Here is a 24,953-nt window from a genome sequence, read left to right as displayed (position 1 = left end):
ATGCCGCCAGCGTTCAATCTGAGCCAGGATCAAACTCTCCAGTTCAATTCCGATCCGCCCGACATCCCCACCCCCCCAACGGGGAGGCGGAAACTGCGGGCCAAGGCTCATCCCACTCAAAGTCCTCGAAAACCCCCCTCTACTCCAACCTCAAAGGAGGCTCCCGTGACAGAACTCCTCGGCATGAGCCCAAGCTTCAGGGTCCTTCAAAGCCGCTGCTCAAAAGCGCACCCCACGACCCCTCTAACCCGTGCCCACACCGATCGGCTGTTCGATTGTTAAAGAGCAATGGTTGCGGGGGAAGGATTTGAACCTACGACCTTCGGGTTATGAGCCCGACGAGCTACCAGACTGCTCCACCCCGCGCCCGAAAGAGAAAAGAATTGTAGCTTGCAGTGGTGGAGAGAGTCAACGCTGCCACGGCAGGGGAAAAATTTAGCCGCTCCCGACCTCCCGCCCCCTTCACAACAATATTTTCTTCAATGAAACAAAAAGATACAAAAAATCTGCGTGCTTTCCGCAAGCTTATCGGAAAAACCGTTCGCTACTACGGCATTCCCTACATCGTGGTGGAAATCCTCGAGGAGGGGCCCGCTCTGGTCCTAGAACCCCAGCAAGGCGGAGAGTCGATCCAGCCGGACAGCTACGGCCGCCCCCGGCGTACGGCCCCGGAACCTGTCGTGGTGGAGCTTTCCGCCGGTTTCTGGACGAAAGGACGGCTACCCGAGGGATTGGAGCTTCCATGAAGCTCCTCCGGAAGCCACAAAATTCCCTTTTATCCATCAATAAAATAAATGCATCAAGCCGTGAGGGGCACCATGCTATTTTCCTCTGGCGAAAAAAACAGAGAAGCTTGGCCAGGAGGCGGAGAAAATGCCCAGGTTGGTGAATCCCCACGGAGGGGGAGGTCTTAAGCCCCTGTTGCTCCCCGACGAGGCTCGCGAGGAAGAACTAAAGCGGGCGCGGAGTTTGCCCGCAGTCCGCCTTTCTTCCCGGGAAAAAGGCGACCTCATCATGCTCGGGATCGGCGGCTTCACGCCCCTGGACGGGTTCATGACGCGGGCCGATTGGGAAGGGGTATGCGACGGCTACAAGACCGCCAGCGGCCTCTTCTGGCCCATTCCCATCACCCTCTCCACCGACGAGGTCACGGCGCAGAGCATCCGAGCTGGCATGGAAATCGCCCTGGTGGACGGGGACGCCGGCGCCATCATGGCGACCATGAAGGTCACCGAGAAGTACACCATCGATAAGGCCCACGAGTGCATGATGGTGTACAAGACCACGGACCCGGAACACCCCGGGGTAAAAATGGTGATGGACCAGGGGCCGGTGAACCTGGCGGGTCCAGTGAGGCTGCTTTCCGAAGGCGACTTCCCGGCCCGGTACCCGGGCATCTACATGACCCCCGCCCAAACCCGGGCGATCTTCGAGAAGAAGGGGTGGGCGACGGTGGCGGCGTTTCAGACCCGCAATCCCATGCACCGTTCTCATGAATATCTGGTGAAGATCGCCATCGAGGTCTGCGACGGCGTCTTGATCCACAGCCTGCTCGGCAACCTCAAGCCGGGAGACATCCCGGCGGAGGTTCGGACGCGGGCGATCGCCGCCCTCATCGATAATTACTTCGTGAAGGACACGGTCGTTCAGGCGGGCTATCCCCTCGATATGCGCTATGCAGGCCCCCGCGAGGCGCTGCTGCATGCCGTCTTCCGTCAGAACTACGGGTGCTCCCATCTCATCGTCGGGCGAGACCACGCCGGGGTCGGAAGCTATTACGGCCCCTTCGATGCCCATCGAATTTTCGACGAGATTCCTCGAGACGCCCTGGAGATCAGGCCGCTCAAGATCGACTGGACTTTCTGGTGTTACCGGTGCGGTGGCATGGCTTCCGCCCGCACCTGCCCCCACGAAGACCGGGATCGGTTGCTGCTGTCGGGCACCAAGCTGCGCAAAGCCCTATCCGAGGGGCTGGAGATTCCGAACGAGTTCAGCCGGCCGGAGGTATTGGCCATCCTCCGCGAATACTATAGCGGCTTGAAAGACGAGGAGCGGGTAGAAGTGAAGCTCAGCGGACACTCGGCGCGCTGAGCGCGTTTTGAACCGAGGGGAGAATCCCTTCCCATAGTTTCATCAACCGGGAGATCGCGATGCCAACCTACGTGCGAACCGACAAGTGCGACGGATGCAAGGGCCAGGACAAGACCGCCTGTATGTACATCTGTCCTCACGATCTGATGCTGCTCGACAAGGACGGCTCCCTGACCGGCCACGCGATGAAGGCCTTCAACCAAGAGCCGGAGCAGTGCTGGGAATGTTATTCCTGCGTGAAGATCTGCCCACAGAACGCGATCGAGGTCCGGCATTACGCGGACGTCGTTCCCTTGGGCGCTTCGGTGCAACCGCTGCGCGGCACCGACTCGATCATGTGGACCATCAAGTTCCGCAACGGTACGGTCAAGCGCTTCAAATTTCCGATCCGCACCACTCCCGAAGGCTCGATCGATCCCTATGCCGGCAAACCCGCGGCCAACATGGCGGAAATCGAGGATCACGGCTCGCTCTTCACCCACGGGACCCACAAGTGCGACATGAGCCAGTTCGTCCATTCCTGATGGAGTGCTGGCGAAAGCAAAAGACGGGACGCGGCTGACCGACCCGGCCGCAGGCGGTCGGGCACAGGGGATTACGAAAAGGCACGGGACACATGGCTAACGAATACGTATTTGGCAATCCGGAAATCATCCAGGAGGAAGTGGACATCCTTATCATCGGCGGCGGCATGGCGGCCTGCGGTTGCGCCGTGGAAATCATGCGCTGGGCCGAGGGGACCGGCCTCAAGATCAAGCTGGTGGACAAGGCGGCGCTGTCGCGTTCCGGCGCGGTGGCCCAAGGGCTGTCCGCCATCAACACTTACGTGGGCGAGAACGACCCGGCGGACTACGTCCGCTACGTGCGCAACGACCTCATGGGCATCATCCGCGAGGACCTGGTGTACGACATCGGCCGGCATGTGGACGACTCCGTGCACCTGTTCGAGGAATGGGGCCTGCCCATCTGGAAGCAGCCTGGCGACGAGGACAAAAAACTCACCGAGGGCGGAAAGCCGGTGCGCTCGGGCCGCTGGCAGATCATGATCAACGGGGAGTCCTACAAGTGGATCGTCGCCGAGGCCGCCAAGAAGGCGCTCGGCATGGAGAACATCCAGGAGCGGGTGTTCATCGTCCGGCTGGTAACCGACAAGAACGATCCCAATCGGGTCGCCGGCGCCGCCGGCTTCTCGGTGCGGGAGCACAAGCTGTACATCTACAAGTTCAAGTGCTGCCTGCTCGCGTGCGGCGGGGCGGTGAACGTGTTCCGGCCGCGCTCCGTGGGCGAAGGGACGGGGCGCGCCTGGTATCCGGTGTGGAACGCGGGATCCACCTACGCCATGGCGGCTGAGTGCGGCGCCGAAATGACGATGATGGAGAACCGCTTCGTGCCGGCGCGCTTCAAGGATGGCTACGGCCCGGTGGGCGCCTGGTTCCTGCTGTTCAAGGCCAAGGTGATGAACGGCCTGGGCGAGGATTACAACACGGCCAACGCGGGCGAGATCAAGGACACCAAGCGCTTCGGCAAATACGGCCAGGGCGTCCCGGGAACCTGCCTGCGCAATCACCTCATGCTCAAGGAGATGCGCGAGGGCCGGGGCCCGATCTTCATGGACACGCCCACGGCCCTGGCAAAGCTCGCCGAGAACATGACGCCTAAAGAAATCAAGCACCTGGAGGCGGAGGCATGGGAGGACTTCCTCGACATGACCATCTCCCAGTGCGGGATTTGGGCGGGCGAGAACATCGAGCCGGATAAAAAGCCCTCCGAGATCATGCCGACCGAGCCGTATCTCCTGGGATCCCACGCCGGCTGCGCCGGTATCTGGGTCTCGGGGCCGACCGATCTGCCCGGGGTTCCGAAGGAATGGTCCTGGGGCTACAACCGCATGACCACGGTGAAGGGACTTTTCACCGCTGGCGACGGCGTCGGAGCTTCCGGCCACAAGTTCTCCTCCGGCTCCTTCACCGAGGGCCGGATAGCCGCCAAGGCGATGGTGAAGTTCGCCCTGGACAACAAGGACTGGAAGCCGGAGCTGTCGCGCAGCGTGGATGAGCTGGTGGAGGAGGTCTACCGGCCGGTGAGAACCTACCTCCAGTACAAGGACTACACCACGGCCATCGACGTCAACCCCCATTACATCACACCCAAGATGTTGCAGTTCCGTCTGCAGAAGATCATGGACGAGTACGTGGGCGGCGTTTCCACCTGGTACCAGACCAACGCCAAGATGCTGGAGGTGGCCGAAGGCAAGCTGGAGATGCTCAAGGAGGACTCCCTCAAAATGCGGGCCAAGGATCTCCACGAGCTGCTGCGGGCGTGGGAGAACTACCATCGCATCATCGCCGCAGAGTGCCACATGAAGCATATCCAGTTCCGCCAGGAGACCCGGTACCCGGGGTACTACTACCGGACCGACTTCAATTACGTAGACGACGACAACTGGAAGTGCTTCGTCAACTCGACGTACGACCGCCAGACTAAGAAGTGGGCCCTTAAAAAGGTGCCCTACGTTCAGTTGATCAAGGACTGACCGCGGTCGTTTCGTGAGCTTCCAGGGGGTCCCGGGGGGTCAGCGTCTCCGGGACCCTTTTGCTTTGATACTTTTCGTGCCATGAGCGAATTCCACGAGCCGCAACCATCGAGCCCCATCGTGCCGGTACAGCTCGGGCTGGACGATAAGTTCCGGTTCCGCTGCCATCGCGGCATCGCCTGTTTCAACAAGTGCTGCGAAAACATCGACATCCTGCTCACGCCTTACGACATCCTGCGCCTCAAGAACCGCCTTGGCCTCACCTCGCGGGAGTTCATCGAGCGCTACACCGTGGATTGCACGCTGGACGCCCACGGCATGCCGGGGTTGAAGCTCAAGACCCGGGAGGCGAGCACTGCCTGCCGGTTCCTGGCGCCCGAGGGCTGCAGCGTGTACGCTGATCGCCCCGCCGCCTGCCGCTACTACGCCCTGGGGCTCATGGCCATGCGCAAGAAGGACTCTCCCGTGGAGGAGGACTCCTATTTCGTGGTCAAGGAGGCCCATTGCCTGGGGCACTTCGAGCCGAAAGTGCAGACCGTCCGCGAATACCGCGTCGAACAAGGGGTCGACGTGTACGACGAGATCAATCGCGAATGGAAAAGCATCATCCTCAAGAAGCGCTCCAGCGGGCCCACCCTCGGGCGTCCCTCCCAGCGCAGCTTCGAGCTCTTCTTCCTCGCGAGCTACGACGTGGACGGATTGCGGGAATTCGTGCAGAGCCCGTCGTTTCAGGAGGTATTCGACATCCCGCCGCAGGAATTGCAGGAGATCGTGGCCGGCGACGTGAAACTGCTGCAGTTTGGCTTCCGCCTGCTGAAACAGGTTCTCTTCGGAGAACGGACCATCGCCATCAAGCCCGCCGCGGTGGAAAAGCGCCGGGAGCGTTACCAGCGCAAGCTCCGGGAACAGGCTGAGCGAAAGGCGCAGCAACTGGCCGAGGAGCAGGATCGGGTTTACGACAGCCTCGATTGAGCCCCGTGCATGCCAATGATTTCGCCGCCGAATCGCTGCTGATCGAGCAAGAGCCCTACTATCAACCGGTCGGCAGCGAAATCGCCCTGTTCGAGGCCGCCTACGCGAGCCAGATCCCCGTATTGCTCAAGGGGCCGACCGGCTGCGGCAAAACCCGCTTCGTGGAGTACATGGCTTGGCGGCTCAAGCGGCCCCTGATCACGGTCTCCTGCCACGACGATCTCACCGCCTCCGACCTGGTCGGACGCTATCTCATCACCAACAACGAGACCGTGTGGATCGACGGCCCCCTCGCCCGGGCGGTGCGCTGCGGCGGCATCTGTTACCTGGACGAGATCGTGGAGGCGCGTAAGGATACTACCGTGGTCATTCATCCCCTCGCCGACGACCGGCGCTGCCTGCCGATCGAGAAACGCGGCGAGGTGCTGAAAGCGCCCAGGGAATTCGTACTGGTGATCTCCTACAATCCGGGTTACCAGAGCGTGCTCAAGGAGCTCAAGCACAGCACCCGCCAGCGGTTCGTGGCCATCGAGTTCGCTTACCCGGAGCCCGAGCTGGAGAAGACGATCCTCATGCGGGAGGCCGGGATCGACGGGCAAACGGCGGAAAAGCTGGTCAAGCTCGCGGCCATGACCCGCAGCCTTAAGGGCAACGGGCTGGACGAGGGGGCGAGCACCCGGCTGCTGGTCCACGCCGGCAAGCTGATCGCCAAGGGTGTGGATCCCCGGGCCGCCTGCCGCGGCGCCGTCGCCCAGGCGCTATCCGACGAGCGCGACATGCTGATCGCAGTCGATGAGCTCATCTCCACCCTCTTCTGAGCCGCTGCCGCGCGCCGCGCTGGAGGAGCGGCTGGAGGAGCAGCTCAACCCGGTTTTGACTTCCCGCCGCACAGCCGCGGGTCTCGCGGCGGCGCTGGCCTCCCTCGGCGTGGAACAGCAGGACTTCGTGCTGCATTGGGTCACCGTGGTCGCTAAATGCAACGCGGAACTCGCCTACCAGTTCGCGGCGCTGGCGCCCCAGGCCCTGGCCCTGCTGGGGCCCGAAGGCACGGAGGAGTGGCTGATCGGCGCCATGGACGTCTACGACAGGCAGGGCTTGTATTCCGCGTCCGCGACGCTGAAAGCGCTCCCCTCCTTCGTCGAACGCCATCGCAGCCGGGAGCGGTGCGCCCGGCTCGAGGAGGTGGCGCCGGTGCTGGAGCTGTTCCTGTGCGGGCTTTCCGGCCGGCGGCTGCGGGTGGCGGCGGCCGAGGTCGCCACCACGGACACAGAAACCGTCTACCTGCCCCCCTTTCTCGCCCGCTTTCCGACCCGAGCGGAGAATTTCCAGCTCTACAAGGCTACTGCGGCCCATCTGTGGGCACAGTCCCGGTTCGGCACCTTCAACCTGCCGCGTAAGGCGTATCCGGCGGGAGAGCATGCCCTGAAACTGCTCAACGTGCTAGAGGCGATCCGCCTGGGGGCCTGCATCACCCGCAGCTTCCCCGGTTTGGGCCGCCTTTTGGAGGCGTTAAGGGCGCGCGAGCCCCTGGCGCCGGTCCCGGGCCTGGAGCGGCTCGCGGTGCCGGGGGCCACCGTGGCCGACAGCCTGGCGCTACTCGCGAGCGCTATCCATCACTTGGACGATCCCGGTTGGTGCTACCTGGGACGGCTTCAACCGGAGCGTGCCTTCGCGGTCCGGGAAGCGCGCCTTGCGCGGGAGCGGAAAGCCTTGCAGCGGGCCCTGGCCCGGCTCGCCTCCGAACAGTCTCCGCCGAGGCCGACGGCCGCCCGCCGGGCCCCGCCCCGATGGTCGGTGCGCATCGAGGATGAAGGGATGAAGTTCGACGCCCGCGTGGAGCTGGACGGGATGCCCGTTAACGTCCCGCCCGAAGTGCACAACCTGATCCAGTCCATCGTCCAGGACCTGGGCGAGCTTCCCCCAGAATACATGGTACCGGCGGGAGATGCCGGGACCCCCAGAGGAGCGCTCCGGCGCTTCGAGGCGGCCGGGAAAGCGCCGGAAGCGGTCCAGGGAGAGAAGGTCTATCTCTACGACGAGTGGGATTTCCGCCGCCGGCACTACCGGCGGGAGTGGTGCACCCTGCGGGAGCTGGACGTGCATCCGGCGACGCCCGAGTTCGCCCAGGCCACCTTGGAAAAATATCGGCACCAGGTCGCCCAGCTTCGACGCACGTTCGAGGCGTTGCGGCAGGAGCAGCGGCGCCTGCGCAAAGAACCCTTCGGGGACGACGTGGACCTCGACGCGCTGGTGGAATCCTTCGTCGATCTGCGCCAGGGGCTGGAGCTGCCGGCGCGGCTGTTCGTGGAGCACCGCCGCGCCGACCGCCATGTGGCGGCGTTGTTCGTCGTGGACATGAGCGGCTCCACCAAAGGCTGGATCAACGACGCGGAGCGGGAGGCCCTGGTCATGCTGTGCGAGGCCCTGGAGGCACTGAGAGACCGCTACGCCATCTACGGCTTCTCCGGCATCACCCGCAAGCGCTGCGAATTCTACCGGGTCAAGCGCTTCGACGAGCCCTACGGCGAGGCGGTCAAGTCCCGCATCGGCGGCATCATTCCCCTGGACTACACCCGCATGGGACCGGCGCTGCGCCACGCCGCCCGCCTGCTGGAAGCAGTGGAAGCCCGAACCAAGCTCCTGATTACCCTCTCCGACGGGAAGCCCGACGATTACAGCGACGAGTACCGGGGGGAGTACGGGATCGAAGACACGCGCCAGGCGCTCCTGGAAGCGAAGCGCTTGGGCATCTATCCCTATTGCATCACCATCGACAGGGAGGCGCGGGACTACCTGCCACATATGTACGGCGAAGTGAACTACACGGTGGTGGACGACCCGGGGAAGCTCCCCCTCAAGGTGGCCGACATCTACCGCCGGCTCACCTTCTGAACCACCTCAGCGGCCCCCGCGCACCCAGTCGATCACCGGCCTCCATTGTTCCGTGTCCCGCTCCGCCAGGTAGCGCGGGAGGTCGAAGACGCTCTGCCCCAGGAACGCGGCGTTGGTATAGATCACCGTGTCCCGGAGGATGGCTAGGATGGGTAGGTCGTACTGCTTGAGGAACGCTTCCAGCGTGGCGGCGGCCCGGGTGCGGGGATCCACCCGCACCCCCACCACTCCCACCGGAAGCCTGCGGCCGCGCATCGCCTTCTCCGAGAGCAACGCGTCCAGAAAGTCCCGGGTCGCCGCCATGTCGAACACCGAGGGCTGGACCGGGATGAGCACCTTGTCGGCCAGCCGCAGGGCGTGCTCCAGATTCTTGCCGTGGAGCCCGGCCGGCGTGTCGATCACCACCCAGCTCCGGTCGCCCGAGTCCCGGTCTTTCGGGTCGCCACCGTCCAGCCGCGCCACCCGGGGCAGATGGTCGGGCCGGATCGACAGCCAGGTCAGGGCCGACTTCTGCCGGTCGATGTCCCAGAGGTAGACCCGCTCCCGGGCGGCGGCGAGACCCGCAGCCAGGTTGGTGGCCACGGTGGTCTTGCCGCTCCCTCCCTTCGGATTGGCCACCAGGATTGCGCGCATGGCCCGTTGCCTTTCAAGCGACCCGCTGCGCCCGCTCGGGGGAGGGGACTTCCTGGGCAAGGGGATCTTCGGCCGGTACTTCTTCCGCGGCTGTTTCTCCGGGTCGAGCCTCGGCCGGGAGAGAATCGGCGCCGCGCTCCACCAGCCCTGCCAGGTCCTCCAACGGCGGCAGCTCCTCCAGGGAGCGCAAGTCCAAGTCGTCGAGAAACGCCTTGGTGGTGCCGAACAGGGCCGGCCGCCCAGGCACGTCCCGATGGCCCACCACCTCGATCCAGCCCCGCGCCTCCAGGGTCTTGATCACCTGGGGCGAGACCGACACGCCCCGGATCTCCTCGATGTCGCCCCGGGTCACCGGCTGCCGGTAAGCGATGATGGCCAGGGTCTCCATCACCGCCCGGGAGTACTTGGGCGGTTTCTGGGGATTGAGCCGGTCGAGATAGCGCTGGTACTCGGGGCGGGAGCGAAAACGCCAGCCGCTCGCCACGCAAGTGAGCTCCACGCCTCGGCCAGCCCAGTCCTGGCGCAACTCTTCCAGCAGCTTGCGGACAAGATCGGCCCCGAGGTCCTCGTCGAAGAGCCTGCGCAGCTCGGAAATCCCGAGGGGTTCGCCCGCCGTGAGCAGCGCCGTCTCGAGGATCTTCTTGATCTCGGCGAGATTAATCGGGGGTGAGGAAGTTGATGGTTCGGACATAGATGTTCCCAAAGGCCTCTCGCTGGGTGACCTCCACCAGGCGCTCCTTGGCCAGCTCCAGCAGGGCCAGGAACGTGACCACCAGCACCGGAACGCCCGCCTGCGGGTCGAACAGCGACTCGAATTCGACGAAATCCCGTCCCGCGAGCTGCCGTAGGATGCGGGTCATGTGCTCCCGTACCGACAACGCCTCCCGGGTCACGCGATGATGCCGGGAGAGCTTCACCCGGTTGAGCAAGGCGAGCCAGGCGTTGCGCAGATCGTCCACGTTCACCTGGGGCAGGCGCTTGACCGCCGCCTGCTCGATCCAGACCTGGACCAGGGCGAAATCGCGCAGCGCCCGCGGGATGCGCTCCAGCCGCTGGGCCGCCAGCTTGATCTGCTCGTACTCCAGGAGCCGGCGCACCAGCTCCGCCCGGGGATCCTCCGCAGCCTCCTCGACCCGGGGCGGGCGCGGCAGCAGCATGCGAGACTTGATCTCGATCAGCATGGCCGCCATGAGCAGGTACTCCGCGGCCAGCTCCAGCTGGGTCGCCCGCATCAACTCCACGTATTCCATGTACTGGCGCGTGAGCTCGGCCATGGGGATGTCGAGCACGTCCACGTTTTGCTTGCGGATCAGGTACAGGAGTAGATCCAAGGGGCCCTCGAAGGCTTCCAGAAAGACTTCCAGCGCGTCCGGCGGAATGTACAGGTCCTTGGGTAGCTCCTGCAGGGCCTCCCCATAGAGCCTGGCGATGGGGCCGCCGTCGATCATCGTGCTCATGGGGTGCCGGCCTGGCGCGGCGCGGTCGCCGCTTGGTCGGATGGCATGGGGGAGTACACGCGTCTACCGTCTTCCCGAGGATGCAGGAGGTGGATTCCCGGAGCGCCCTTCTGCTGTTCGGAGCTGGGCCGGCCGCCCAGGCGACGCTAACTTTCTCACGGATCGTCCCCTGGGGCAACCCGCCCCCTCCCGCCCGGCCCGCTCAAACGTAATCGAGCCCCATGACCTCCCGCACCTCCCGCATGGTCTCCTGGGCCAGCTTGCGGGCTTTTTCGCAGCCGTCCGCGATGATGTTGCGCAGGAGCGTGGGATCCTCCTGGTAGGGCCGGGCGCGCTCCAGCATGGGCTTCTGCTCCGCCAGGATCGCGTCGATGACCGGCTGCTTGCATTCCAGGCAGCCGATCCCGGCTGTCGTGCATCCTTCCTGGACCCATTTGCGCCGTGCGTCGTCCGAATACACGAGATGGAACTGCCACACGGGGCAGCGGGCCGGATTGCCCGGATCCTGGCGCCGCACCCGCGCGGGGTCGGTGGGCATGGTACGGATCTTCTTAGCGATGCTGTCGGCGGCTTCCCGTAGGCCGATGGTGTTGTCGTAGGACTTGGACATCTTCTGCCCGTCCAGGCCCGGCAGGCGGGAGGCCTCGGTGAGGAGCGCTTCGGGCTCCGAGAGGATCATCTTTCCGCCACCCTCCAGGTAGCCGAACAGGCGCTCCCGGTCTCCCAGGCTGAGGTTCTGCGCCTCCTCCAGCAATGCCCGTCCGGCGGCAAGCGCCTCGGTATCGCCCTGCTCCTGGTAGCGGGTGCGCAGCTCCAGGTACAGGCGGGCCTTCTTGGCGCCCAGCTTCTTCACCGCCTTGAGCGCCTTTTCCTCGAAATTGGGCTCGCGCCCGTAGAGATGGTTGAAGCGGCGGGCGATCTCCCGGGTGAACTCGATGTGGGGCACCTGATCCTCCCCCACCGGAACCCGGGTGGCCCGGTAGATGAGTATGTCGGCGCTCTGCAGCAGCGGATAGCCCAGGAACCCGTAGGTGGACAGGTCCCGGTCGGAGAGCTTCTCCTGCTGGTCCTTGTACGTGGGCACCCGTTCCAGCCAGCCTAGGGGCGTCACCATGGAGAGCAGCAAGTGCAGCTCCGCGTGCTCGGGGATGTGGGACTGGATGAACAAGGTCGCCTGGGCCGGATCGACGCCTGCCGCAAGCCAGTCGATCAGCATGTCCCACACGCTGTCGGCGATCACCTGGGGCTCGTCGTAATGGGTGGTCAGGGCATGCCAGTCGGCGACGAAGAACAGGCATTCATACTCGTGCTGGAGCTTCACCCAGTTTTTCAGCACGCCGTGGTAGTGGCCCAGGTGCAGGCTGCCGGTGGGCCGCATGCCGGAGAGGACGCGTTCGGGAAACATGGTCAAGGGCGAGACGGGTTCAGAGGTGGAAAAGCGCGAGGATCGCCCCCCGCGCAGCCTCGTACAAGGGGAACAGGATCGCGCTCAGCAGGGGAATGTTGAACACGCCTTCCAGGACGATGAGCCCGAGCAGCAGGTAGATCCCGTAGGGCTCCAGGGCGGCGTAGCGGTAAGCGAGCTGCCTGGGCAACAGGCTGATGGCGATCTTGCTGCCGTCGAGGGGCGGGACCGGCAGCAGGTTAAGCGCCATGAAGATGATGTTGACCTGAACCCCCGCGAGCCCCATGGCATAGAGAAACTCCGACCAGAAGGCCCCTTCGTTCGCCAGGGCGGCCTTGGCTACCAGGGCCCAACCCAGGGCCATGGCGAAGTTGGCGGCGGGACCGGCGGCGGCGACCCACAGCATGTCCTGCTTCGGCTGGCGCAGGTTGCCGAAATTGACCGGCACCGGCTTCGCCCAGCCGAACATGATGCCGCCCACCGCCAAGGTCACGAGGGGCAGAACGAGGGTGCCGAACGGGTCGATGTGGCGGATCGGATTGAGGCTGACCCGTCCCTGGGCGTAAGCGGTCAGGTCGCCGAAGTGTTTGGCCACGTAGCCATGGGAGGCCTCGTGGAGGGTGATGGCGAAAATCACCGGCAGGGCGTAGACGGCGATCACCTGGATCAGATGAGCTTCCATGGAGACGCCATTCTACCATCGCCCTTCTCCCCGGCCCGGCGACCCCGGCTCAAGGCGTGATGCCTAGCGCTTCGGGAGAGCCCTTCCCCTTGCGCACCACCCTGGGCACTTCGTCGGTCAGGTCCAGCACCGTGGTCATCTCGACGCCGCAGGGGCCACTGTCGATCACCAGATCCACTTGGTGCTCCAGCCGGGCGCGGATGTCCTGGGCGTCGTTCATCGGCAAGTCATCGCCCGGCAGCAGAAGAGTGGAGGAGAGCAGGGGCTCGCCCAGCTCCGCCAGCAGGGCGTTCGCCACCGCATGATCCGGCACGCGCAGGCCGATGGTGTTGCGCTTAGGATGCTGCAGCCGTCGCGGCACTTCCCGCGTCGCTTCCAGGATGAAAGTGTAGCTCCCCGGGGTCGCCGCCTTGAGCAGCCGGAATTGCCGGTTATCCACCCGGGCGTACTGGGCCAGCTCGGCCAGATCGCGGCATACCAGGGTGAGCAGGTGATCGTCGTCGACGCCGCGGATGCGGCAGATGCGGGAGGCCGCTTCCCGGTCGCCCAAGCGGCAGCCCAAGGCATAGCAGGAGTCGGTGGGATAGACGATCACTCCGCCCTGGCGCACAATCTCGGCCGCCTGGCGGATGAGCCGGGGCTGCGGGTTTTTCGGGTGTATTTCGAAATACTGAGCCATTCTTGAGATCCCCTCATCCCAGCCCGAGCGCGCTCCACACCGGCCGGCATCCCTCGGGCAGGGGCGGCAGCGCTCCCAGGTCCAGCCCGCCTTCTTCGGGGCTGTGGAAATCCGAGCCCGCGGAGGCGACGAGCCCGAAGCGGCCGGCCAGGCGGGCGAAGCGCCGGTAATCTTCCGGCGAATGGCTTCCCGAGACCACCTCGATGCCTGCCCCGCCCTGGTCGCGGAACTCGGCGAGCAAGGCTTCCAGCGCTGGGCCCGACAGGCGATAGCGCCCGGGGTGGGCCAGCACCGCGACCCCGCCGCTCGCCCGGATCCAGGCGACGGCCCGGTCCAAGGAGGCCCATTGGTGGCGCACGTAGCCGGGCTTGCCTTGGGCCAAGTAGCGCTGGAACACGCTCTTCACGTCCCCCGCCACCCCCCGCTCCACCAGGAACCGGGCGAAATGGGTGCGCCCGATCAGGTCCGGGTTCCGGGCGTGGGCATAGGCGCCTTCCAGGCTTCCCTGGATACCGCAACGCCCGAGCTCGGCGGCGATCGCCCGGGCCCGCTCCCGGCGCCCGGCCCGCAGGCTGGCCAAACCGGCCGTAAGCTCGGGGTGGGACGGATCGATCCCCAGGCCCACCACGTGGATGGTCTGGGCGCGCCAGGTGACCGACACCTCGACGCCCTCAACCAAGGCGATCCCCCAGGCCCGGGCAGCCTCCCGCGCCGAGGCAAGCCCTCCCAGCTCGTCGTGATCGGTCAACGCCAGCACCTCCACTCCCCGTGCGGCCGCCCGGCGTACCACCTCGGCGGGCGCCAGTACGCCGTCCGAAGCCGTGGAGTGGCAATGGAGATCGACGGGGGACATGGGAACGGGAAGCGCAAGGGTCATCATAACAAAACGGTTCAGGGGCCAAAACCCGCTTTCCCGCCGAGCACCGTGACGCTACGGCCGGGCTCGCGGGCCGATAGGATGCGCCCGCCGGGGTTTTCGTCCAGAATAATGGGCACTGGGACGCCTTCCGGATGTCGTCTCTGCCTTCCCCCATGCCCCGCCTTTCCTGGGCTCGCCCGTCCGGAACCAGCGTCTGGGCTAGGGTAGCCCTGGGGTGTCTGCGGCGGCTTTCGTCCTCTTGGGACGGTCCGCGGGAAATCCCGCCGTTCGGAGACCCGGTGGACTCGCGAGCTTACTGGAGCCCGACCTGGAACTCACCCGGGAGGCGCGAATCAACCCGTTGAGAGAGCAACGATCATGAAACTGGATCGACTGCAACCGTTGAACGAAACCACCTGGACCTTGGCCGGTGCCGATCCGGCCCATTCCCGGGTGAGGTTGTTCGCCACTCGGGCGCTGCTCGAGGCAATGGACGAAAAGGTGCTGGAACAGATCGCCCATGTGGCCCGGCTTCCCGGTCTGGTGGGCGCGGCCATGACCATGCCCGATGCCCATTGGGGTTACGGGTTCCCCATCGGTGGAGTGGCCGCATTCGATCCGGACGAAGGGGGCGTCGTCTCGGCCGGCGGCGTGGGGTTCGACATTTCCTGCGGCATCCGCTGCCTGCGCACCAACCTGACCCTGGAGGCGCTAGCGCCCTCCCTGGAACCCCTGGCCGACGAGCTGTTTCGCGCCATCCCCGCCGGGGTCGGCGAAGAAGGGTCCCTCAAGCTTTCCATTCCCGAGCTGGACCAGGTAATGCGGGGGGGTGCCCGCTGGGCGGTGGAGCGGGGTTTCGGGACGCCCGAGGATTTGGAATATGTGGAAGAGCACGGACGGGTCGAAGGCGCCCATCCGGAGAACGTGTCGGAGCTGGCGAAGAAGCGGCAGCGGGGCGAGATGGGAACCCTGGGCTCCGGAAATCATTACCTGGAAGTGCAGGTGGTGGAGCGCATCTACGACCGGCAGGCGGCCCAGGCCTACGGCCTGGCGGAAGGGCAGATCGTGGTTTCCATCCACTGCGGCTCCCGGGGGCTAGGCCACCAGATCGGGACCGATTACCTGGTCACCCTGGCCAAGGCGGCCGGCCGCCTCGGCATCCCGCTCCCCGACCGGGAGCTCGCCTGTGCCCCGATCCGCTCGCCCGAAGGGCAACAGTACCTGGGGGCCATGAACGCCGCCATCAACTGCGCCCTGGCCAACCGCCAGATCCTGACCCACTTGACCCGGGAGGCGTTTCGGCGGGTCGTGCCCGGCGCGCGGCTGGAAACCCTCTTCGACGTGTCCCACAACACTTGCAAGGTGGAACGGCACCGAGTCAACGGGGGCGAGCGCGGGCTTTATGTCCACCGCAAGGGGGCGACCCGGGCTTTCGGTCCCGGCCACTCCAGCCTCCCACCCCGCTATCGGGAGGTGGGGCAACCAGTAATCGTCGGGGGCAGCATGGGCACGGGCTCTTATGTACTGGCCGGCGTCTCCGACAACCCGGCGTTCAGCTCCGCCAGCCACGGCGCCGGGCGCGCCATGAGCCGGCGGCAGGCGCTGCAGCGGTGGAAAGGACGGGAGCTGATCGACGAGCTGCGGGGCCGGGGCATCCTGATCCGAACCAAGTCCATGCGCGGCGCCGCGGAGGAAGCTCCGGGCGCCTACAAGGACGTGGACACGGTGGCGGAAGTGACCGAAGCCGCCCATCTTGCCCGACGGGTGGCGTTCCTGCGGCCCAAGGTCTGCATAAAAGGCTGATTTTTTATGGCGTTGGAAGGCATTTTTCTTTATCCTTAAGGGGCGGAATGAAGAGGAGATACCGGGTCGAAGCCCTGCCCACCCTCTACCTGGATTTCCTGGTAGCCAAAGCGGAGCGGGTGGAGGAAAGGGCCGCCGACCGTCCCTATGATCAGGCCGGCTTTCACCTGGACCTGACCGCCCAGACCTTCTTCAAGACCACCGACAGCGGAAGGACTTTCTACTATCGCCCGACCGCCGATTGGCGCCAGGGAGGCCCGCTGCTGGAAAAACACCGGATCTCGGTGACCGCAGTGGTGGGTGGCTGGCGGGCTTCCCAGGACGGGATGGCGGTGGCCTATGGCCCCACGCCGTTGATCGCCGCCATGCGCAGCCTGGTCGTTCGGCACTACGGAGAAGAAGTGGAATTCGACGAATAGCGATGCAATTTTCCGATCTAGGTCTCATCCCCGAACTGCTCGAGGCGGTCGCCAGTCAGGGCTACGCCGCGCCCACTCCGGTTCAGGCCCAGGCGATCCCCCTGGTGCTGGCCGGCCGAGACGTCATGGCGGCCGCCCAGACCGGGACCGGTAAAACCGCCGCCTTCACCCTACCCATCCTGCAGTTGCTAAGTCCCCTGGCCAACACCAGCGCTTCCCCCGCCCGCCATCCCGTCCGGACCCTCATCTTGACGCCCACCCGGGAGCTGGCGGCCCAGGTGGAGGAAAGCGTGCGCATCTACGGCGCCCGCCTGCCCTTGCGCTGCACCGTGGTTTACGGGGGCGTGGACATCGATCCCCAGATCGAGGCGCTGCGCCGGGGGGTGGAGATCTTGGTGGCGACCCCGGGACGGCTCCTGGACCACGTCCACCAGCGTACGGTCAATCTCTCCCAGGTGGCTATCCTGGTGCTGGACGAAGCGGACCGGATGCTGGACATGGGTTTCCTACCCGACATCCGCCGCATTCTGGGGCTGTTGCCCCCCCGGCGGCAGAACTTGCTGTTTTCGGCCACCTTCTCCGAGGACGTAGTGCGGCTCGCCTCTTCCTTCCTAACGGATCCGGTGCGGATACAGGTCGCGCCCCGCAACGCCCCCGCCGAGCTGGTGAAACAGGCGGTCATTCCCGTGGCCTCGGCCCACAAGCGGGCGCTGCTCAAGTCCCTCCTGGAGGCCAGGGGCATGCGCCAGGCGCTGGTCTTCGTCAACACCAAGATCGGGGCCAACCGGCTGGCCCGGGCCCTGGAGCGGGAAGGCGTTCAGGCGGTGGCGCTCCATAGCGATCGGACCCAGATCCAGCGGGAACAGGCCCTGGCGGACTTCAAGGCGGGGAAGATCCGGGTGCTGGTCGCCACCGATATCGCCGGCCGGGGGCTCGACATCGAAGAGCTCCCCTACGTGGTGAACTTCGAGCTGCCCCACCACCCAGAGGATTACGTCCACCGCATCGGCCGCACCGGGCGGGCGGGTATGACCGGGGACGCCTACTCCCTGGTGGCGCCGGAAGAGGAAAAATACCTTTCCGCCATCGAGCGCCTCCTCAAACGGCCAATACCCAGAGAAACCCTCCCAGCGTTCGCCCCCGCCGCAGGACGGACGGCACCGGGCGGCCGCCGTCCCCATCGGGAGCGGGAGGTCCACGAGAAGCGGCACGTGGCGCCCTTGACGGAATCCAAGATTCCCCCGCCCCCCGCCTTGGCCGCCGAGGCGCTTCCCGCTAGGGACGCGGGTGGAGCACCTTCCCTTCCCCCGATCCATGGGCACCGGCGACGGCGGTTGGAGCGGCCGGTTCCCGCCTTGCTCGGGGGAATGCCGACCAAGAAGGCTTGAGGGCCGGCGCTCAGGCCGCCAGAGGCTCCAGGACGGTTCGCATGGGCACGGGGATGGGCACCGGCCGCCGGTGGACGCGGTCCACGTACACGTGGACGAAATGGCCCTGGGCGGAAGCCAAGGGCTCGTCGTTGCGGAAGATGCCCACCTCGTAGCGCACGCTGCTCCTGCCCAGATGGGCGACCCGCAGACCGGCGTGGACCGTATCGGGAAACGCCATCGGGCTGAAATAACGGCACTGGCTTTCCACCACCAGTCCGATCACCGGGCCCGAGGTGATGTCCAGCACGCCCGCACCGATTAGGTAGCGGTTCACCGCCGTGTCGAAGTAGGCGTAGTAGATCACGTTGTTCACGTGCCCGTAGGCGTCGTTGTCCATCCAGCGGGTGGTGATTTCCAGGAAGTGCCGGTAATGATCCCGGCTGTGGGGCTCGGTCCGGGTCACGGAATCACCTCCAGGCTCCCGTCGGGGGCAGCCAGGGGAAGCGGCCATCGGTTTACCTGCCGGTCGGGGCGCGAGCCCGGCGGGCGGGATGAGTTCCGAGCGCCCATGGCCTGCCGCCCTTGGCCGGGATCAGGCGAAAACGTCGATCCCCGGCGACCCGGCCTGCAGCCGGCCGATGGTTCGCGCCGCGGCGAAGCCGTCCCGGCGGAAGAGCTCCAGCACCTGTTCTTCCGCCTCTGGACTGCACGCCACCAGAAGACCGCCGCTCGTCTGGGGGTCGGTAAGAAGCTTCTGCCCCCACTCGGGCAAACCCTCGGGCAGCGCGACCGCGCTGCCATAACTCGCCCAGTTGCGGCCGGAAGCGCCGGTGGCATAGCCCTGGCGCAGGAGATCCAGGGCAGTGCCGAGCACCGGCAGGCGGGCGAACTGGACGTGGGCCCGAAGCCGGGAGCCGCGGCAGATCTCCAGCAGGTGGCCCAGCAGCCCGAAACCGGTGACGTCGGTCATGGCGTGCACCTCGGACAGCTCGGCCAGGGCCGCGCCCACCGTGTTCAGGCACGTGGTGGTAGCGATCATTTCCCGATAGCCTTCCGCGGAAAGCTGGCCCTTCTTGAGGGCGGCGCTCAGGATGCCGATTCCCAGGGGCTTGCCCAGGATCAGCACGTCGCCAGCATGGGCGGCGTCGTTGCGTTTCGCTCGTTCGGGATGCACCAGCCCCAAGGCCACGAGCCCATAGATGGGCTCCGGCGCGTCGATGGAGTGCCCCCCCGCGATGGGGATCCCGGCCTCCCGGCACACGGAAGCACCGCCTTCCAGAATGCGCTGGATCACGGCGACCGGGAGCCGGTCGATGGGCATGCCTACCACCGCCAAGGCCAGAACCGGCCGCCCGCCCATGGCGTAGACGTCCGAGAGGGCGTTGGTGGCGGCGATCCGCCCGAAGTCGAAGGGGTCGTCCACGATGGGCATGAAGAAGTCGGTGGTGGCCACCAGCGCCTGTTCGTCGTTCAGGCGATACACGGCCGCGTCGTCGCTCGACTCGGCGCCCACCAGGAGATCGGGATGAGAAATGCCGAGGGGCGAGCGGGACAGGATCTCGGCCAGCACGGCCGGTGCGATCTTGCAGCCGCAGCCGCCGCCGTGGGAGTACTGGGTGAGCCGGATGGAGCCCGGATCGGTCATATCGTTCATGGGTGACAGGGCGTTCGGTTGCGAATCGAAAAACGGTAGACTAGGCGGCCGGCCGCCGCGCATCACCCGCGTCGCGCTCGCCATGCCCGGCCGGCACCGAAATGAGTACCGCGCGTTTGAAGGGGATTACCGTAGCACACCTGGCCGAGTTTGACGAGGTCATCGACGTGCGCTCCCCCGCCGAGTACCGGGAGGACCATGTACCCGACGCTGTCAACCTGCCGGTGCTGGACGACGCGGAGCGGGCCCGCGTCGGCACCCTCTACAAACAGGTCTCCTCTTTCGAGGCGAAGAAGCTGGGCGCCGCGCTGGTCTCCCGCAACGTGGCGCGGCACATCGAGACGGTTCTACTGGATCGTCCCCGCCACTGGCGGCCCCTCGTTTATTGCTGGCGCGGCGGCCAGCGCAGCGCCGCCCTGGTGCATGTGTTACGGGAGATCGGCTGGCGAGCGGAGCAGCTCGAAGGCGGCTACAAAGCCTACCGGCGCCAAGTGCTGGCCGACCTGGAACGCCTGCCCGCCGCTTTCCGCTGGCGCGTGGTGTGTGGCCCCACCGGCTCCGGCAAGACGCGGCTGCTCAAGGCCCTGGCCCGCGCCGGCGCCCAGGTGCTCGACCTGGAAGGGCTCGCCCGGCACCGGGGTTCCGTGCTGGGGGACCGGCCCGACGCACCCCAGCCCTCCCAGAAGATGTTCGAGAGCCAGGTATGGCAGGGGCTCCACCGCCTGGATCCGTCCCAGCCCGTATTCGTCGAAGCGGAAAGCAAGAAAGTGGGCAACCTCAGGGTGCCCGAGGCGCTCATTGCCGCCATGTGGTCCGCCGAGTGCGTGGAGGTGGAAACCGGCATGGCCGACCGCATCGCCCTCCTGCTGGAGGAATACCGCCATTTCCTGGAAGACCGCCAGGCCCTTTGCGCCCGGCTGGATTGCCTGATCCCCCTCCACGGGCGGGAGCGGATCGAGGCGTGGAAGCGGCTGGCCGCGGCGGAGGATTGGCCCGCCTTCGTGGGTGCCCTGCTCGCTGCCCATTACGATCCCGCCTACCGGCGTTCCACCCTGCAGCACTATCCCCGCCTCCCGGCCGCGCTGCGGGTCCGGATCGAGGGCACCAACGAGGGGGATTTCGACCGGGCGGCCCGGGAGCTCCTCGGATGCATCGTCTGAGCGCTTGCCATTCCCTTTTGTTTTTACAACAATGATCTTTTTTCACCCTTTCCCTCGAGCGTCCATGCTCAACCAGCCCGTTCCCGATTTCGAGCTGCCTTCCACCGGCGGAAAAACCTTCCGGCTGTCCGACATGCGGGGTAAACCGCTGGTCATCTATTTTTATCCTAGGGACAATACGCCCGGCTGCACCAGCGAAGGCCAGCAGTTCCGCGACCTCTACCCCAAGTTTCAGTCCCTGGGCTGCGAGATCGTCGGGATCTCCCGCGACAGCCTGAAATCCCACGAAAGCTTCAAAGCCGCCCTGGACCTGCCCTTCGACCTGCTGAGCGACGCCGAGGGAGTGGCGTGCGCGCTGTTCGGCGTCATCAAAACGAAGAACATGTACGGAAAACAGGTGCGCGGCATCGAGCGCAGCACCTTCGTGATCGACCCCCGGGGCGTGCTGCGCAGGGAGTGGCGCGGGATCAAGGTACCCGGCCACGCCCAGGAAGTCCTGGACTTCATCAAGACCCTCCGGTAAATCCACGCCCTCGAAACCCCGACTCCCCATGACGCAGAAAAAGCCGGCGCCGGTCGTGACCCGGCTGTGCTCGCCCAGAAAGCTTTTCGTCCTGGACACCAACGTGCTGATGCACGACCCCACCTGCTTGTTCCGCTTCGAGGAACACGACATTTACATCCCCATGGCGACGCTGGAGGAGCTGGACAACAACAAGAAGGGGATGTCGGAGGTGGCGCGCAACGCCCGCCAGGCGAGCCGCTACCTGGGCGAGATGGTGAGCCGCGCCCAGAACATCGAGGACGGAATCCCCCTGGACGCCACCGGCGCCAAGGAGGCGACCGGACGGCTGTTCCTGCAAACCAACGCCGTCGGCGCGGAGGTTCCGCCCACCCTGGCGAGCGGCAAAGCGGACAACCAGATCCTGGCGGTGGTCATGCACCTGCACCAGCTCCACCCCAAGCGCCAGGTGATTCTGGTGTCCAAGGACATCAACATGCGGATCAAGGCCCGGGCCCTGGGGCTCGCCGCCGAGGATTATTTCAGCGACAAGGTGCTGGAGGACACCGATCTCCTCTTCAGCGGGGTACGGGAGCTGCCGGCAGATTTCTGGGACAAGCACGGGCGGGAGATGGAATCGTGGCAGCAGTCCGGTGTCACCTTCTACCGGGTGCGCGGGCCCCTGTGCTCCACTTTCCTGGTCAACGAGTTCGTCTACCAGGAGCAGGACAAGCCCTTCTACGCCCTGGTGAAGGAGGTCTCCGGCAAGACGGCGGTGCTGCAGACCCTGCGCGACTACAGCCACGCCCGCAACAGCGTATGGGGGATCACCGCCCGCAACCGGGAGCAGAACTTCGCCCTCAACCTGCTCATGAACCCGGAGATCGATTTCGTCACCCTAGTGGGGCAGGCCGGCACCGGCAAGACCCTGCTCACCCTGGCCGCGGGGCTGGCCCAGACCCTGGACGAGAAGCGCTACAGCGAGATCATCATGACCCGGGTCACGGTGCCGGTGGGGGAGGACATCGGCTTCCTGCCCGGCACCGAGGAGGAGAAGATGACGCCCTGGATGGGGGCCCTGGAGGACAACCTGGACGTCCTGGACAAGACGGACGAGGACGCCGGCGACTGGGGACGGGCCGCCACCCGGGACCTGATCCGCTCCCGCATCCGCATCAAGTCCCTCAATTTCATGCGCGGCCGCACCTTCATCAACAAGTTCCTGATCATCGACGAGGCCCAGAACCTGACGCCCAAGCAGATGAAGACCCTCATCACCCGGGCCGGCCCCGGCACCAAGGTGGTATGCCTGGGCAACATCTCCCAGATCGACACCCCTTACTTGACCGAGGGAAGCTCCGGCCTCACCTATGTGGTGGACCGCTTCAAGGGCTGGCCCCACAGCGGCCACGTGACCCTGCAACGGGGGGAGCGTTCCCGGCTGGCCGACTACGCCGGGGAAGTCCTTTGATCGCGATTTTTCCCACAAGGGCCCCTTCTCCCACGAACGGGGCCTTCGGCGAAGTTTAAGCTTCGGCATAACCTGCTGTGCAGGTTAGCCTGCGCAGGAACTGTGCGGCTCCGTCAATAACGAGACGGATCCGCAAAGTTCTCAAACCGGGTGAATTCTTTGAGGAAGGTGAGCTCGACGGTGCCGATGGGGCCGTTGCGCTGCTTGCCGACGATGATCTCGGCGATCCCGGCCTTGGGGGTGTCCTTGTTGTAGACCTCCTCCCGGTAAATGAAGAGGATCAGGTCCGCGTCCTGCTCGATGGCGCCGGATTCACGCAGGTCCGACATGAGGGGCCGCTTGTCGGTACGCGACTCCAGGCTGCGGTTCAATTGGGACAGGGCCACCACGGGGACATTGAGCTCCTTGGCGAGGCCCTTGAGGGCCCGGGAGATCTCCGAGATCTCGGTGGCCCGGTTTTCGGAGCGGGACGCCGAGTGGGCCGCCATGAGCTGCAGATAGTCGATCACCACCAGTCCGAGCCCCCCGTGCTGCCGGTGCAGGCGCCGGGCCCGGGCGCGCACTTCCAGGGCGTTGAGCCCCGGGGTCTCGTCGATGTAGAGCGGCGCTTCGTTGAGCTTGCCCAAGGCATGGGTGAGTTTGGGCCAGTCGTCGTCCTGGAGCCGGCCGGTGCGCACCTTGTGTTGATCCAGCCGTCCCACCGAACCGAGCAGACGCAAGGCGAGCTGGGTGCCGCCCATCTCCATGCTGAAGACCGCCACCGCCTTCTTGAGCTCCAGGGCCACGTGCTCGGCGATGTTGAGGGCGAAGGAGGTTTTCCCCATGCTGGGGCGGCCCGCGATGATCACCAGGTCCCCGGGCTGCAGGCCTGAAGTCATGCGGTCGAGATCGGTGAAGCCGGTGGCGATGCCGGTGACGTCGGTCGGATTGCTGTAAAGCAGCTCGATGCGCTCCACCACCTGCTTGAGCAGCGGCTGCATGTCCAGGAAGCCCTGGCGTCCCCGCGCCCCCGCCTCGGCGATGACGAAAACCTTCTGCTCGGCGGCGTCCAGCAGCTCGGGAGCGGAGCGTCCCATGGGGTTGTAGGCGGACTCGGCGATCTCCACCCCCACCTCCGCGAGCTTTCTCAGGATGGAGCGCTCGCGCACGATCTCGGCGTAGCGCCGGATGTTGGCGGCCGAGGGCGTGTTCTGGGCGAGGGACACCAAGTAGGGAAGTCCGCCCACCGCGTCCAGCTCCCCCACGCTCTTGAGGGATTCGGCCACGGTGATCACGTCGGCGGGCTTGCCCGCCTCGATCAGCAATCCCGCGTGGCGAAAGATGAGCCGGTGGTCCTGGCGGTAGAAGTCGTTCTCGGTGACCAGGTCAGCGATCTTGTCCCAGGCCGTGTTGTCCAGGAGGATGCCTCCCAATACCGACTGCTCCGCCTCTAGGGAATGGGGAGGGAGCTTGATCAGATCGACTTTGGCGTCGTGGGCGATGGTCGGTGAGGCCTGGGCCATGAGGGGTCAACGCAAGGTCGACGGGATGAGGCTCGACAAGGGTTGCCGGGGATTTTACTCCCGGCGGCGCCGAAAAGAAAAAAGGGCTGCGAGCAGCCCTTTTTCCGGCGCGACGGACGCTCAGGTTTCGGGAACCACCGACACCGTGATGTGGGCCGCCACGTCGGAGTGCATCACCACCGTGACGGGATGATCGCCGGTCTGCTTGATGGGCCCGTGGGGCATGCGGATCGCGGCCTTGGGCACGTCGAACCCTTTCGCCTTGAGGGCGTCGCGCACGTCCACGTTGGTGACGGAGCCGAACAGCTTGCCGTCCACCCCGGCCTTCTGGGCGACCACGAGCTGCAAACCTTCGAGCCGGGCGGCCTGCTCCTGGGCCTTGGCCAGGGCCTCGGCCTGGATCCGTTCCAGCTCCGCCCGGCGCGCCTCGAACTCCTTGAGGTTTTCCGGCGTCGCCCGCTTCGCCTTGCCCGAGGGAATAAGGTAGTTGCGGGCGTAGCCGTTTTTCACTTTGACCACGTCGCCCAATCCCCCCAGGTTCGCCACCTTTTCCATCAGGATCACTTGCATGGGGCGGCCTCCTCAGCTCAGTGCAGATCGGTATAGGGCAGCAGCGCCAGGAAGCGGGCCCGCTTGATGGCCACCGACAACTGGCGCTGGTAGCGAGCCTTGGTCCCGGTGATCCGGGCGGGGATGATCTTGCCCGTGTCGCTGATGAAATCCTTCAGTGTCTCGATGTCCTTGTAATCGATTTCTTTGACGCCTTCCGCCGTGAAACGGCAGAACTTGCGCCGGCGGAATAGCGCCCGGGAGCCTTCCCGGCGCGAGCCGCCCTTGCCTTTTCCTGTACGCGTGAAACGTGCCATGGC

Annotated in this window: 24 protein-coding genes, 1 tRNA gene and 1 pseudogene; 13 read left to right on the top strand and 13 right to left on the bottom strand. The window is 65.6% G+C overall.

Features of this window, described 5'->3' with window-relative positions:
- Window positions 1-289: 289 nt before the first annotated feature.
- Window positions 290-366, bottom strand: a tRNA-Met gene (locus ACTFO6_RS13365).
- Between the two features lie 32 nt (window positions 367-398).
- On the opposite strand from ACTFO6_RS13365, the gene ACTFO6_RS13360 reads away from it, so the two are divergent.
- The 7 genes from ACTFO6_RS13360 to ACTFO6_RS13330 all read left to right on the top strand — a co-directional run bounded on the left by ACTFO6_RS13360 (window position 399) and on the right by ACTFO6_RS13330 (window position 8,488).
- Entirely contained in the window at window positions 399-746 is a 348-nt protein-coding gene (locus ACTFO6_RS13360) for a hypothetical protein (protein ID WP_439934938.1), read from the top strand.
- A gap of 127 nt (window positions 747-873) precedes the next feature.
- Window positions 874-2,091: a sulfate adenylyltransferase gene (sat, locus tag ACTFO6_RS13355; protein ID WP_439934937.1), complete on the top strand. Its 1,218-nt coding sequence runs from the start codon at window positions 874-876 to the stop codon at window positions 2,089-2,091.
- 59 nt (window positions 2,092-2,150) lie between these two features.
- On the top strand, window positions 2,151-2,615 hold the full coding sequence (gene aprB, locus ACTFO6_RS13350; RefSeq protein WP_439934936.1) for an adenylyl-sulfate reductase subunit beta: 465 nt from the start codon (window positions 2,151-2,153) through the stop codon (window positions 2,613-2,615).
- A 92-nt stretch (window positions 2,616-2,707) separates the two neighbouring features.
- Window positions 2,708-4,624 carry an adenylyl-sulfate reductase subunit alpha gene (aprA, locus tag ACTFO6_RS13345; RefSeq protein WP_439934935.1) on the top strand — a complete coding sequence of 639 codons (1,917 nt, stop codon included), beginning with the start codon at window positions 2,708-2,710 and terminating at the stop codon, window positions 4,622-4,624.
- 81 nt (window positions 4,625-4,705) lie between these two features.
- Window positions 4,706-5,596 carry a YkgJ family cysteine cluster protein gene (locus ACTFO6_RS13340; RefSeq protein WP_439934934.1) on the top strand — a complete coding sequence of 297 codons (891 nt, stop codon included), beginning with the start codon at window positions 4,706-4,708 and terminating at the stop codon, window positions 5,594-5,596.
- 5 nt (window positions 5,597-5,601) lie between these two features.
- Window positions 5,602-6,414 carry a CbbQ/NirQ/NorQ/GpvN family protein gene (locus tag ACTFO6_RS13335; protein ID WP_439934933.1) on the top strand — a complete coding sequence of 271 codons (813 nt, stop codon included), beginning with the start codon at window positions 5,602-5,604 and terminating at the stop codon, window positions 6,412-6,414.
- A complete protein-coding gene (locus tag ACTFO6_RS13330; RefSeq protein ID WP_439934932.1) occupies window positions 6,389-8,488 on the top strand; it encodes a nitric oxide reductase activation protein NorD in 2,100 nt (699 codons plus the stop codon). Before ACTFO6_RS13335 ends, ACTFO6_RS13330 begins: the two co-directional genes overlap by 26 nt.
- Window positions 8,489-8,494: 6 nt before the next feature.
- Here ACTFO6_RS13330 and ACTFO6_RS13325 read toward each other — a convergent pair whose 3' ends face one another.
- The 7 genes and pseudogenes from ACTFO6_RS13325 to ACTFO6_RS13295 all read right to left on the bottom strand — a co-directional run bounded on the left by ACTFO6_RS13325 (window position 8,495) and on the right by ACTFO6_RS13295 (window position 14,221).
- Window positions 8,495-9,121, bottom strand: a complete 627-nt coding sequence (locus tag ACTFO6_RS13325) for an AAA family ATPase (protein ID WP_439934931.1) — start codon at window positions 9,119-9,121, stop codon at window positions 8,495-8,497.
- 40 nt (window positions 9,122-9,161) lie between these two features.
- A pseudogene (scpB, locus tag ACTFO6_RS13320) lies at window positions 9,162-9,782 on the bottom strand (SMC-Scp complex subunit ScpB); the annotation flags it as partial.
- Window positions 9,778-10,578, bottom strand: coding sequence for a segregation and condensation protein A (locus tag ACTFO6_RS13315; RefSeq protein ID WP_439934930.1), 801 nt, complete (start codon window positions 10,576-10,578; stop codon window positions 9,778-9,780). The gene ACTFO6_RS13315 and the pseudogene scpB, both read right to left, overlap by 5 nt.
- A 202-nt stretch (window positions 10,579-10,780) precedes the next feature.
- Window positions 10,781-11,983 (bottom strand): tryptophan--tRNA ligase, encoded by a 1,203-nt coding sequence (locus tag ACTFO6_RS13310; RefSeq protein ID WP_439934929.1) that lies wholly within the window; start codon window positions 11,981-11,983, stop codon window positions 10,781-10,783.
- 19 nt (window positions 11,984-12,002) lie between these two features.
- Window positions 12,003-12,665, bottom strand: coding sequence for a site-2 protease family protein (locus ACTFO6_RS13305; RefSeq protein WP_439934928.1), 663 nt, complete (start codon window positions 12,663-12,665; stop codon window positions 12,003-12,005).
- A 49-nt stretch (window positions 12,666-12,714) separates the two neighbouring features.
- Complete coding sequence (locus ACTFO6_RS13300; RefSeq protein ID WP_439934927.1) at window positions 12,715-13,344, bottom strand: L-threonylcarbamoyladenylate synthase; 630 nt, start codon at window positions 13,342-13,344, stop codon at window positions 12,715-12,717.
- 13 nt (window positions 13,345-13,357) lie between these two features.
- Window positions 13,358-14,221: a 3',5'-nucleoside bisphosphate phosphatase gene (locus tag ACTFO6_RS13295; RefSeq protein WP_439934941.1), complete on the bottom strand. Its 864-nt coding sequence runs from the start codon at window positions 14,219-14,221 to the stop codon at window positions 13,358-13,360.
- Between the two features lie 360 nt (window positions 14,222-14,581).
- Between ACTFO6_RS13295 and ACTFO6_RS13290 the strand changes: the two genes are divergently transcribed.
- The 3 genes from ACTFO6_RS13290 to ACTFO6_RS13280 are packed head-to-tail and all read left to right on the top strand — an operon-like array spanning window position 14,582 to window position 17,813.
- Window positions 14,582-16,006 carry an RtcB family protein gene (locus ACTFO6_RS13290; RefSeq protein ID WP_439934926.1) on the top strand — a complete coding sequence of 475 codons (1,425 nt, stop codon included), beginning with the start codon at window positions 14,582-14,584 and terminating at the stop codon, window positions 16,004-16,006.
- Between the two features lie 47 nt (window positions 16,007-16,053).
- Window positions 16,054-16,425 carry a phage protein NinX family protein gene (locus tag ACTFO6_RS13285; RefSeq protein WP_439934925.1) on the top strand — a complete coding sequence of 124 codons (372 nt, stop codon included), beginning with the start codon at window positions 16,054-16,056 and terminating at the stop codon, window positions 16,423-16,425.
- A gap of 2 nt (window positions 16,426-16,427) precedes the next feature.
- A complete protein-coding gene (locus ACTFO6_RS13280) occupies window positions 16,428-17,813 on the top strand; it encodes a DEAD/DEAH box helicase (RefSeq protein ID WP_439934924.1) in 1,386 nt (461 codons plus the stop codon).
- Window positions 17,814-17,823: 10 nt separating this feature from the next.
- Here ACTFO6_RS13280 and ACTFO6_RS13275 read toward each other — a convergent pair whose 3' ends face one another.
- Together ACTFO6_RS13275 and selD are read right to left on the bottom strand one after the other, a co-directional pair.
- Window positions 17,824-18,306, bottom strand: coding sequence for an acyl-CoA thioesterase (locus tag ACTFO6_RS13275; protein ID WP_439934923.1), 483 nt, complete (start codon window positions 18,304-18,306; stop codon window positions 17,824-17,826).
- A gap of 81 nt (window positions 18,307-18,387) precedes the next feature.
- Window positions 18,388-19,449 carry a selenide, water dikinase SelD gene (selD, locus tag ACTFO6_RS13270; RefSeq protein ID WP_439934922.1) on the bottom strand — a complete coding sequence of 354 codons (1,062 nt, stop codon included), beginning with the start codon at window positions 19,447-19,449 and terminating at the stop codon, window positions 18,388-18,390.
- Between the two features lie 101 nt (window positions 19,450-19,550).
- On the opposite strand from selD, the gene mnmH reads away from it, so the two are divergent.
- The 3 genes from mnmH (at window position 19,551) to ACTFO6_RS13255 (ending at window position 22,582) form a co-directional block, all read left to right on the top strand.
- A complete protein-coding gene (mnmH, locus tag ACTFO6_RS13265) occupies window positions 19,551-20,609 on the top strand; it encodes a tRNA 2-selenouridine(34) synthase MnmH (protein ID WP_439934921.1) in 1,059 nt (352 codons plus the stop codon).
- A gap of 64 nt (window positions 20,610-20,673) precedes the next feature.
- A complete protein-coding gene (locus ACTFO6_RS13260) occupies window positions 20,674-21,132 on the top strand; it encodes a peroxiredoxin (RefSeq protein WP_439934920.1) in 459 nt (152 codons plus the stop codon).
- A 28-nt stretch (window positions 21,133-21,160) separates the two neighbouring features.
- Window positions 21,161-22,582, top strand: coding sequence for a PhoH family protein (locus tag ACTFO6_RS13255; protein WP_439934919.1), 1,422 nt, complete (start codon window positions 21,161-21,163; stop codon window positions 22,580-22,582).
- A gap of 113 nt (window positions 22,583-22,695) precedes the next feature.
- Here the strand turns inward: ACTFO6_RS13255 and dnaB are convergent, their stop codons facing one another.
- The 3 genes from dnaB to rpsR all read right to left on the bottom strand — a co-directional run bounded on the left by dnaB (window position 22,696) and on the right by rpsR (window position 24,950).
- Window positions 22,696-24,084 carry a replicative DNA helicase gene (gene dnaB / locus ACTFO6_RS13250; protein WP_439934918.1) on the bottom strand — a complete coding sequence of 463 codons (1,389 nt, stop codon included), beginning with the start codon at window positions 24,082-24,084 and terminating at the stop codon, window positions 22,696-22,698.
- A gap of 120 nt (window positions 24,085-24,204) precedes the next feature.
- Window positions 24,205-24,654 (bottom strand): 50S ribosomal protein L9, encoded by a 450-nt coding sequence (gene rplI, locus ACTFO6_RS13245; RefSeq protein ID WP_439934917.1) that lies wholly within the window; start codon window positions 24,652-24,654, stop codon window positions 24,205-24,207.
- A gap of 17 nt (window positions 24,655-24,671) precedes the next feature.
- Window positions 24,672-24,950, bottom strand: coding sequence for a 30S ribosomal protein S18 (gene rpsR, locus ACTFO6_RS13240; protein WP_439934916.1), 279 nt, complete (start codon window positions 24,948-24,950; stop codon window positions 24,672-24,674).
- Window positions 24,951-24,953: the final 3 nt, after the last annotated feature.

It is taken from the genome of Pelomicrobium sp. G1, from assembly GCF_051905455.1.
GTDB lineage: Bacteria > Pseudomonadota > Gammaproteobacteria > Burkholderiales > UBA6910 > Pelomicrobium.
This window is presented reverse-complemented; position numbering and strand designations above follow the sequence as displayed.

What these genes read in the sequence shown, in the direction of transcription:
- aprA (WP_439934935.1), top strand. Translation starts at nt 2,708, where the DNA reads ATGGCTAACGAATACGTATTTGGCAATCCGGAAATCATCCAGGAGGAA.
- ACTFO6_RS13285 (WP_439934925.1), top strand. Translation starts at nt 16,054, where the DNA reads ATGAAGAGGAGATACCGGGTCGAAGCCCTGCCCACCCTCTACCTGGAT.
- sat (WP_439934937.1), top strand. Translation starts at nt 874, where the DNA reads ATGCCCAGGTTGGTGAATCCCCACGGAGGGGGAGGTCTTAAGCCCCTG.
- ACTFO6_RS13305 (WP_439934928.1), bottom strand. Translation starts at nt 12,665, where the DNA reads ATGGAAGCTCATCTGATCCAGGTGATCGCCGTCTACGCCCTGCCGGTG.
- aprB (WP_439934936.1), top strand. Translation starts at nt 2,151, where the DNA reads ATGCCAACCTACGTGCGAACCGACAAGTGCGACGGATGCAAGGGCCAG.
- rpsR (WP_439934916.1), bottom strand. Translation starts at nt 24,950, where the DNA reads ATGGCACGTTTCACGCGTACAGGAAAAGGCAAGGGCGGCTCGCGCCGG.
- ACTFO6_RS13330 (WP_439934932.1), top strand. Translation starts at nt 6,389, where the DNA reads ATGAGCTCATCTCCACCCTCTTCTGAGCCGCTGCCGCGCGCCGCGCTG.
- dnaB (WP_439934918.1), bottom strand. Translation starts at nt 24,084, where the DNA reads ATGGCCCAGGCCTCACCGACCATCGCCCACGACGCCAAAGTCGATCTG.
- ACTFO6_RS13290 (WP_439934926.1), top strand. Translation starts at nt 14,582, where the DNA reads ATGAAACTGGATCGACTGCAACCGTTGAACGAAACCACCTGGACCTTG.
- rplI (WP_439934917.1), bottom strand. Translation starts at nt 24,654, where the DNA reads ATGCAAGTGATCCTGATGGAAAAGGTGGCGAACCTGGGGGGATTGGGC.
- ACTFO6_RS13310 (WP_439934929.1), bottom strand. Translation starts at nt 11,983, where the DNA reads ATGTTTCCCGAACGCGTCCTCTCCGGCATGCGGCCCACCGGCAGCCTG.
- ACTFO6_RS13275 (WP_439934923.1), bottom strand. Translation starts at nt 18,306, where the DNA reads ATGGCCGCTTCCCCTGGCTGCCCCCGACGGGAGCCTGGAGGTGATTCC.
- ACTFO6_RS13295 (WP_439934941.1), bottom strand. Translation starts at nt 14,221, where the DNA reads ATGACCCTTGCGCTTCCCGTTCCCATGTCCCCCGTCGATCTCCATTGC.
- ACTFO6_RS13260 (WP_439934920.1), top strand. Translation starts at nt 20,674, where the DNA reads ATGCTCAACCAGCCCGTTCCCGATTTCGAGCTGCCTTCCACCGGCGGA.
- ACTFO6_RS13255 (WP_439934919.1), top strand. Translation starts at nt 21,161, where the DNA reads ATGACGCAGAAAAAGCCGGCGCCGGTCGTGACCCGGCTGTGCTCGCCC.
- ACTFO6_RS13315 (WP_439934930.1), bottom strand. Translation starts at nt 10,578, where the DNA reads ATGAGCACGATGATCGACGGCGGCCCCATCGCCAGGCTCTATGGGGAG.
- ACTFO6_RS13340 (WP_439934934.1), top strand. Translation starts at nt 4,706, where the DNA reads ATGAGCGAATTCCACGAGCCGCAACCATCGAGCCCCATCGTGCCGGTA.
- ACTFO6_RS13280 (WP_439934924.1), top strand. Translation starts at nt 16,428, where the DNA reads ATGCAATTTTCCGATCTAGGTCTCATCCCCGAACTGCTCGAGGCGGTC.
- ACTFO6_RS13300 (WP_439934927.1), bottom strand. Translation starts at nt 13,344, where the DNA reads ATGGCTCAGTATTTCGAAATACACCCGAAAAACCCGCAGCCCCGGCTC.
- mnmH (WP_439934921.1), top strand. Translation starts at nt 19,551, where the DNA reads ATGAGTACCGCGCGTTTGAAGGGGATTACCGTAGCACACCTGGCCGAG.
- selD (WP_439934922.1), bottom strand. Translation starts at nt 19,449, where the DNA reads ATGAACGATATGACCGATCCGGGCTCCATCCGGCTCACCCAGTACTCC.
- ACTFO6_RS13325 (WP_439934931.1), bottom strand. Translation starts at nt 9,121, where the DNA reads ATGCGCGCAATCCTGGTGGCCAATCCGAAGGGAGGGAGCGGCAAGACC.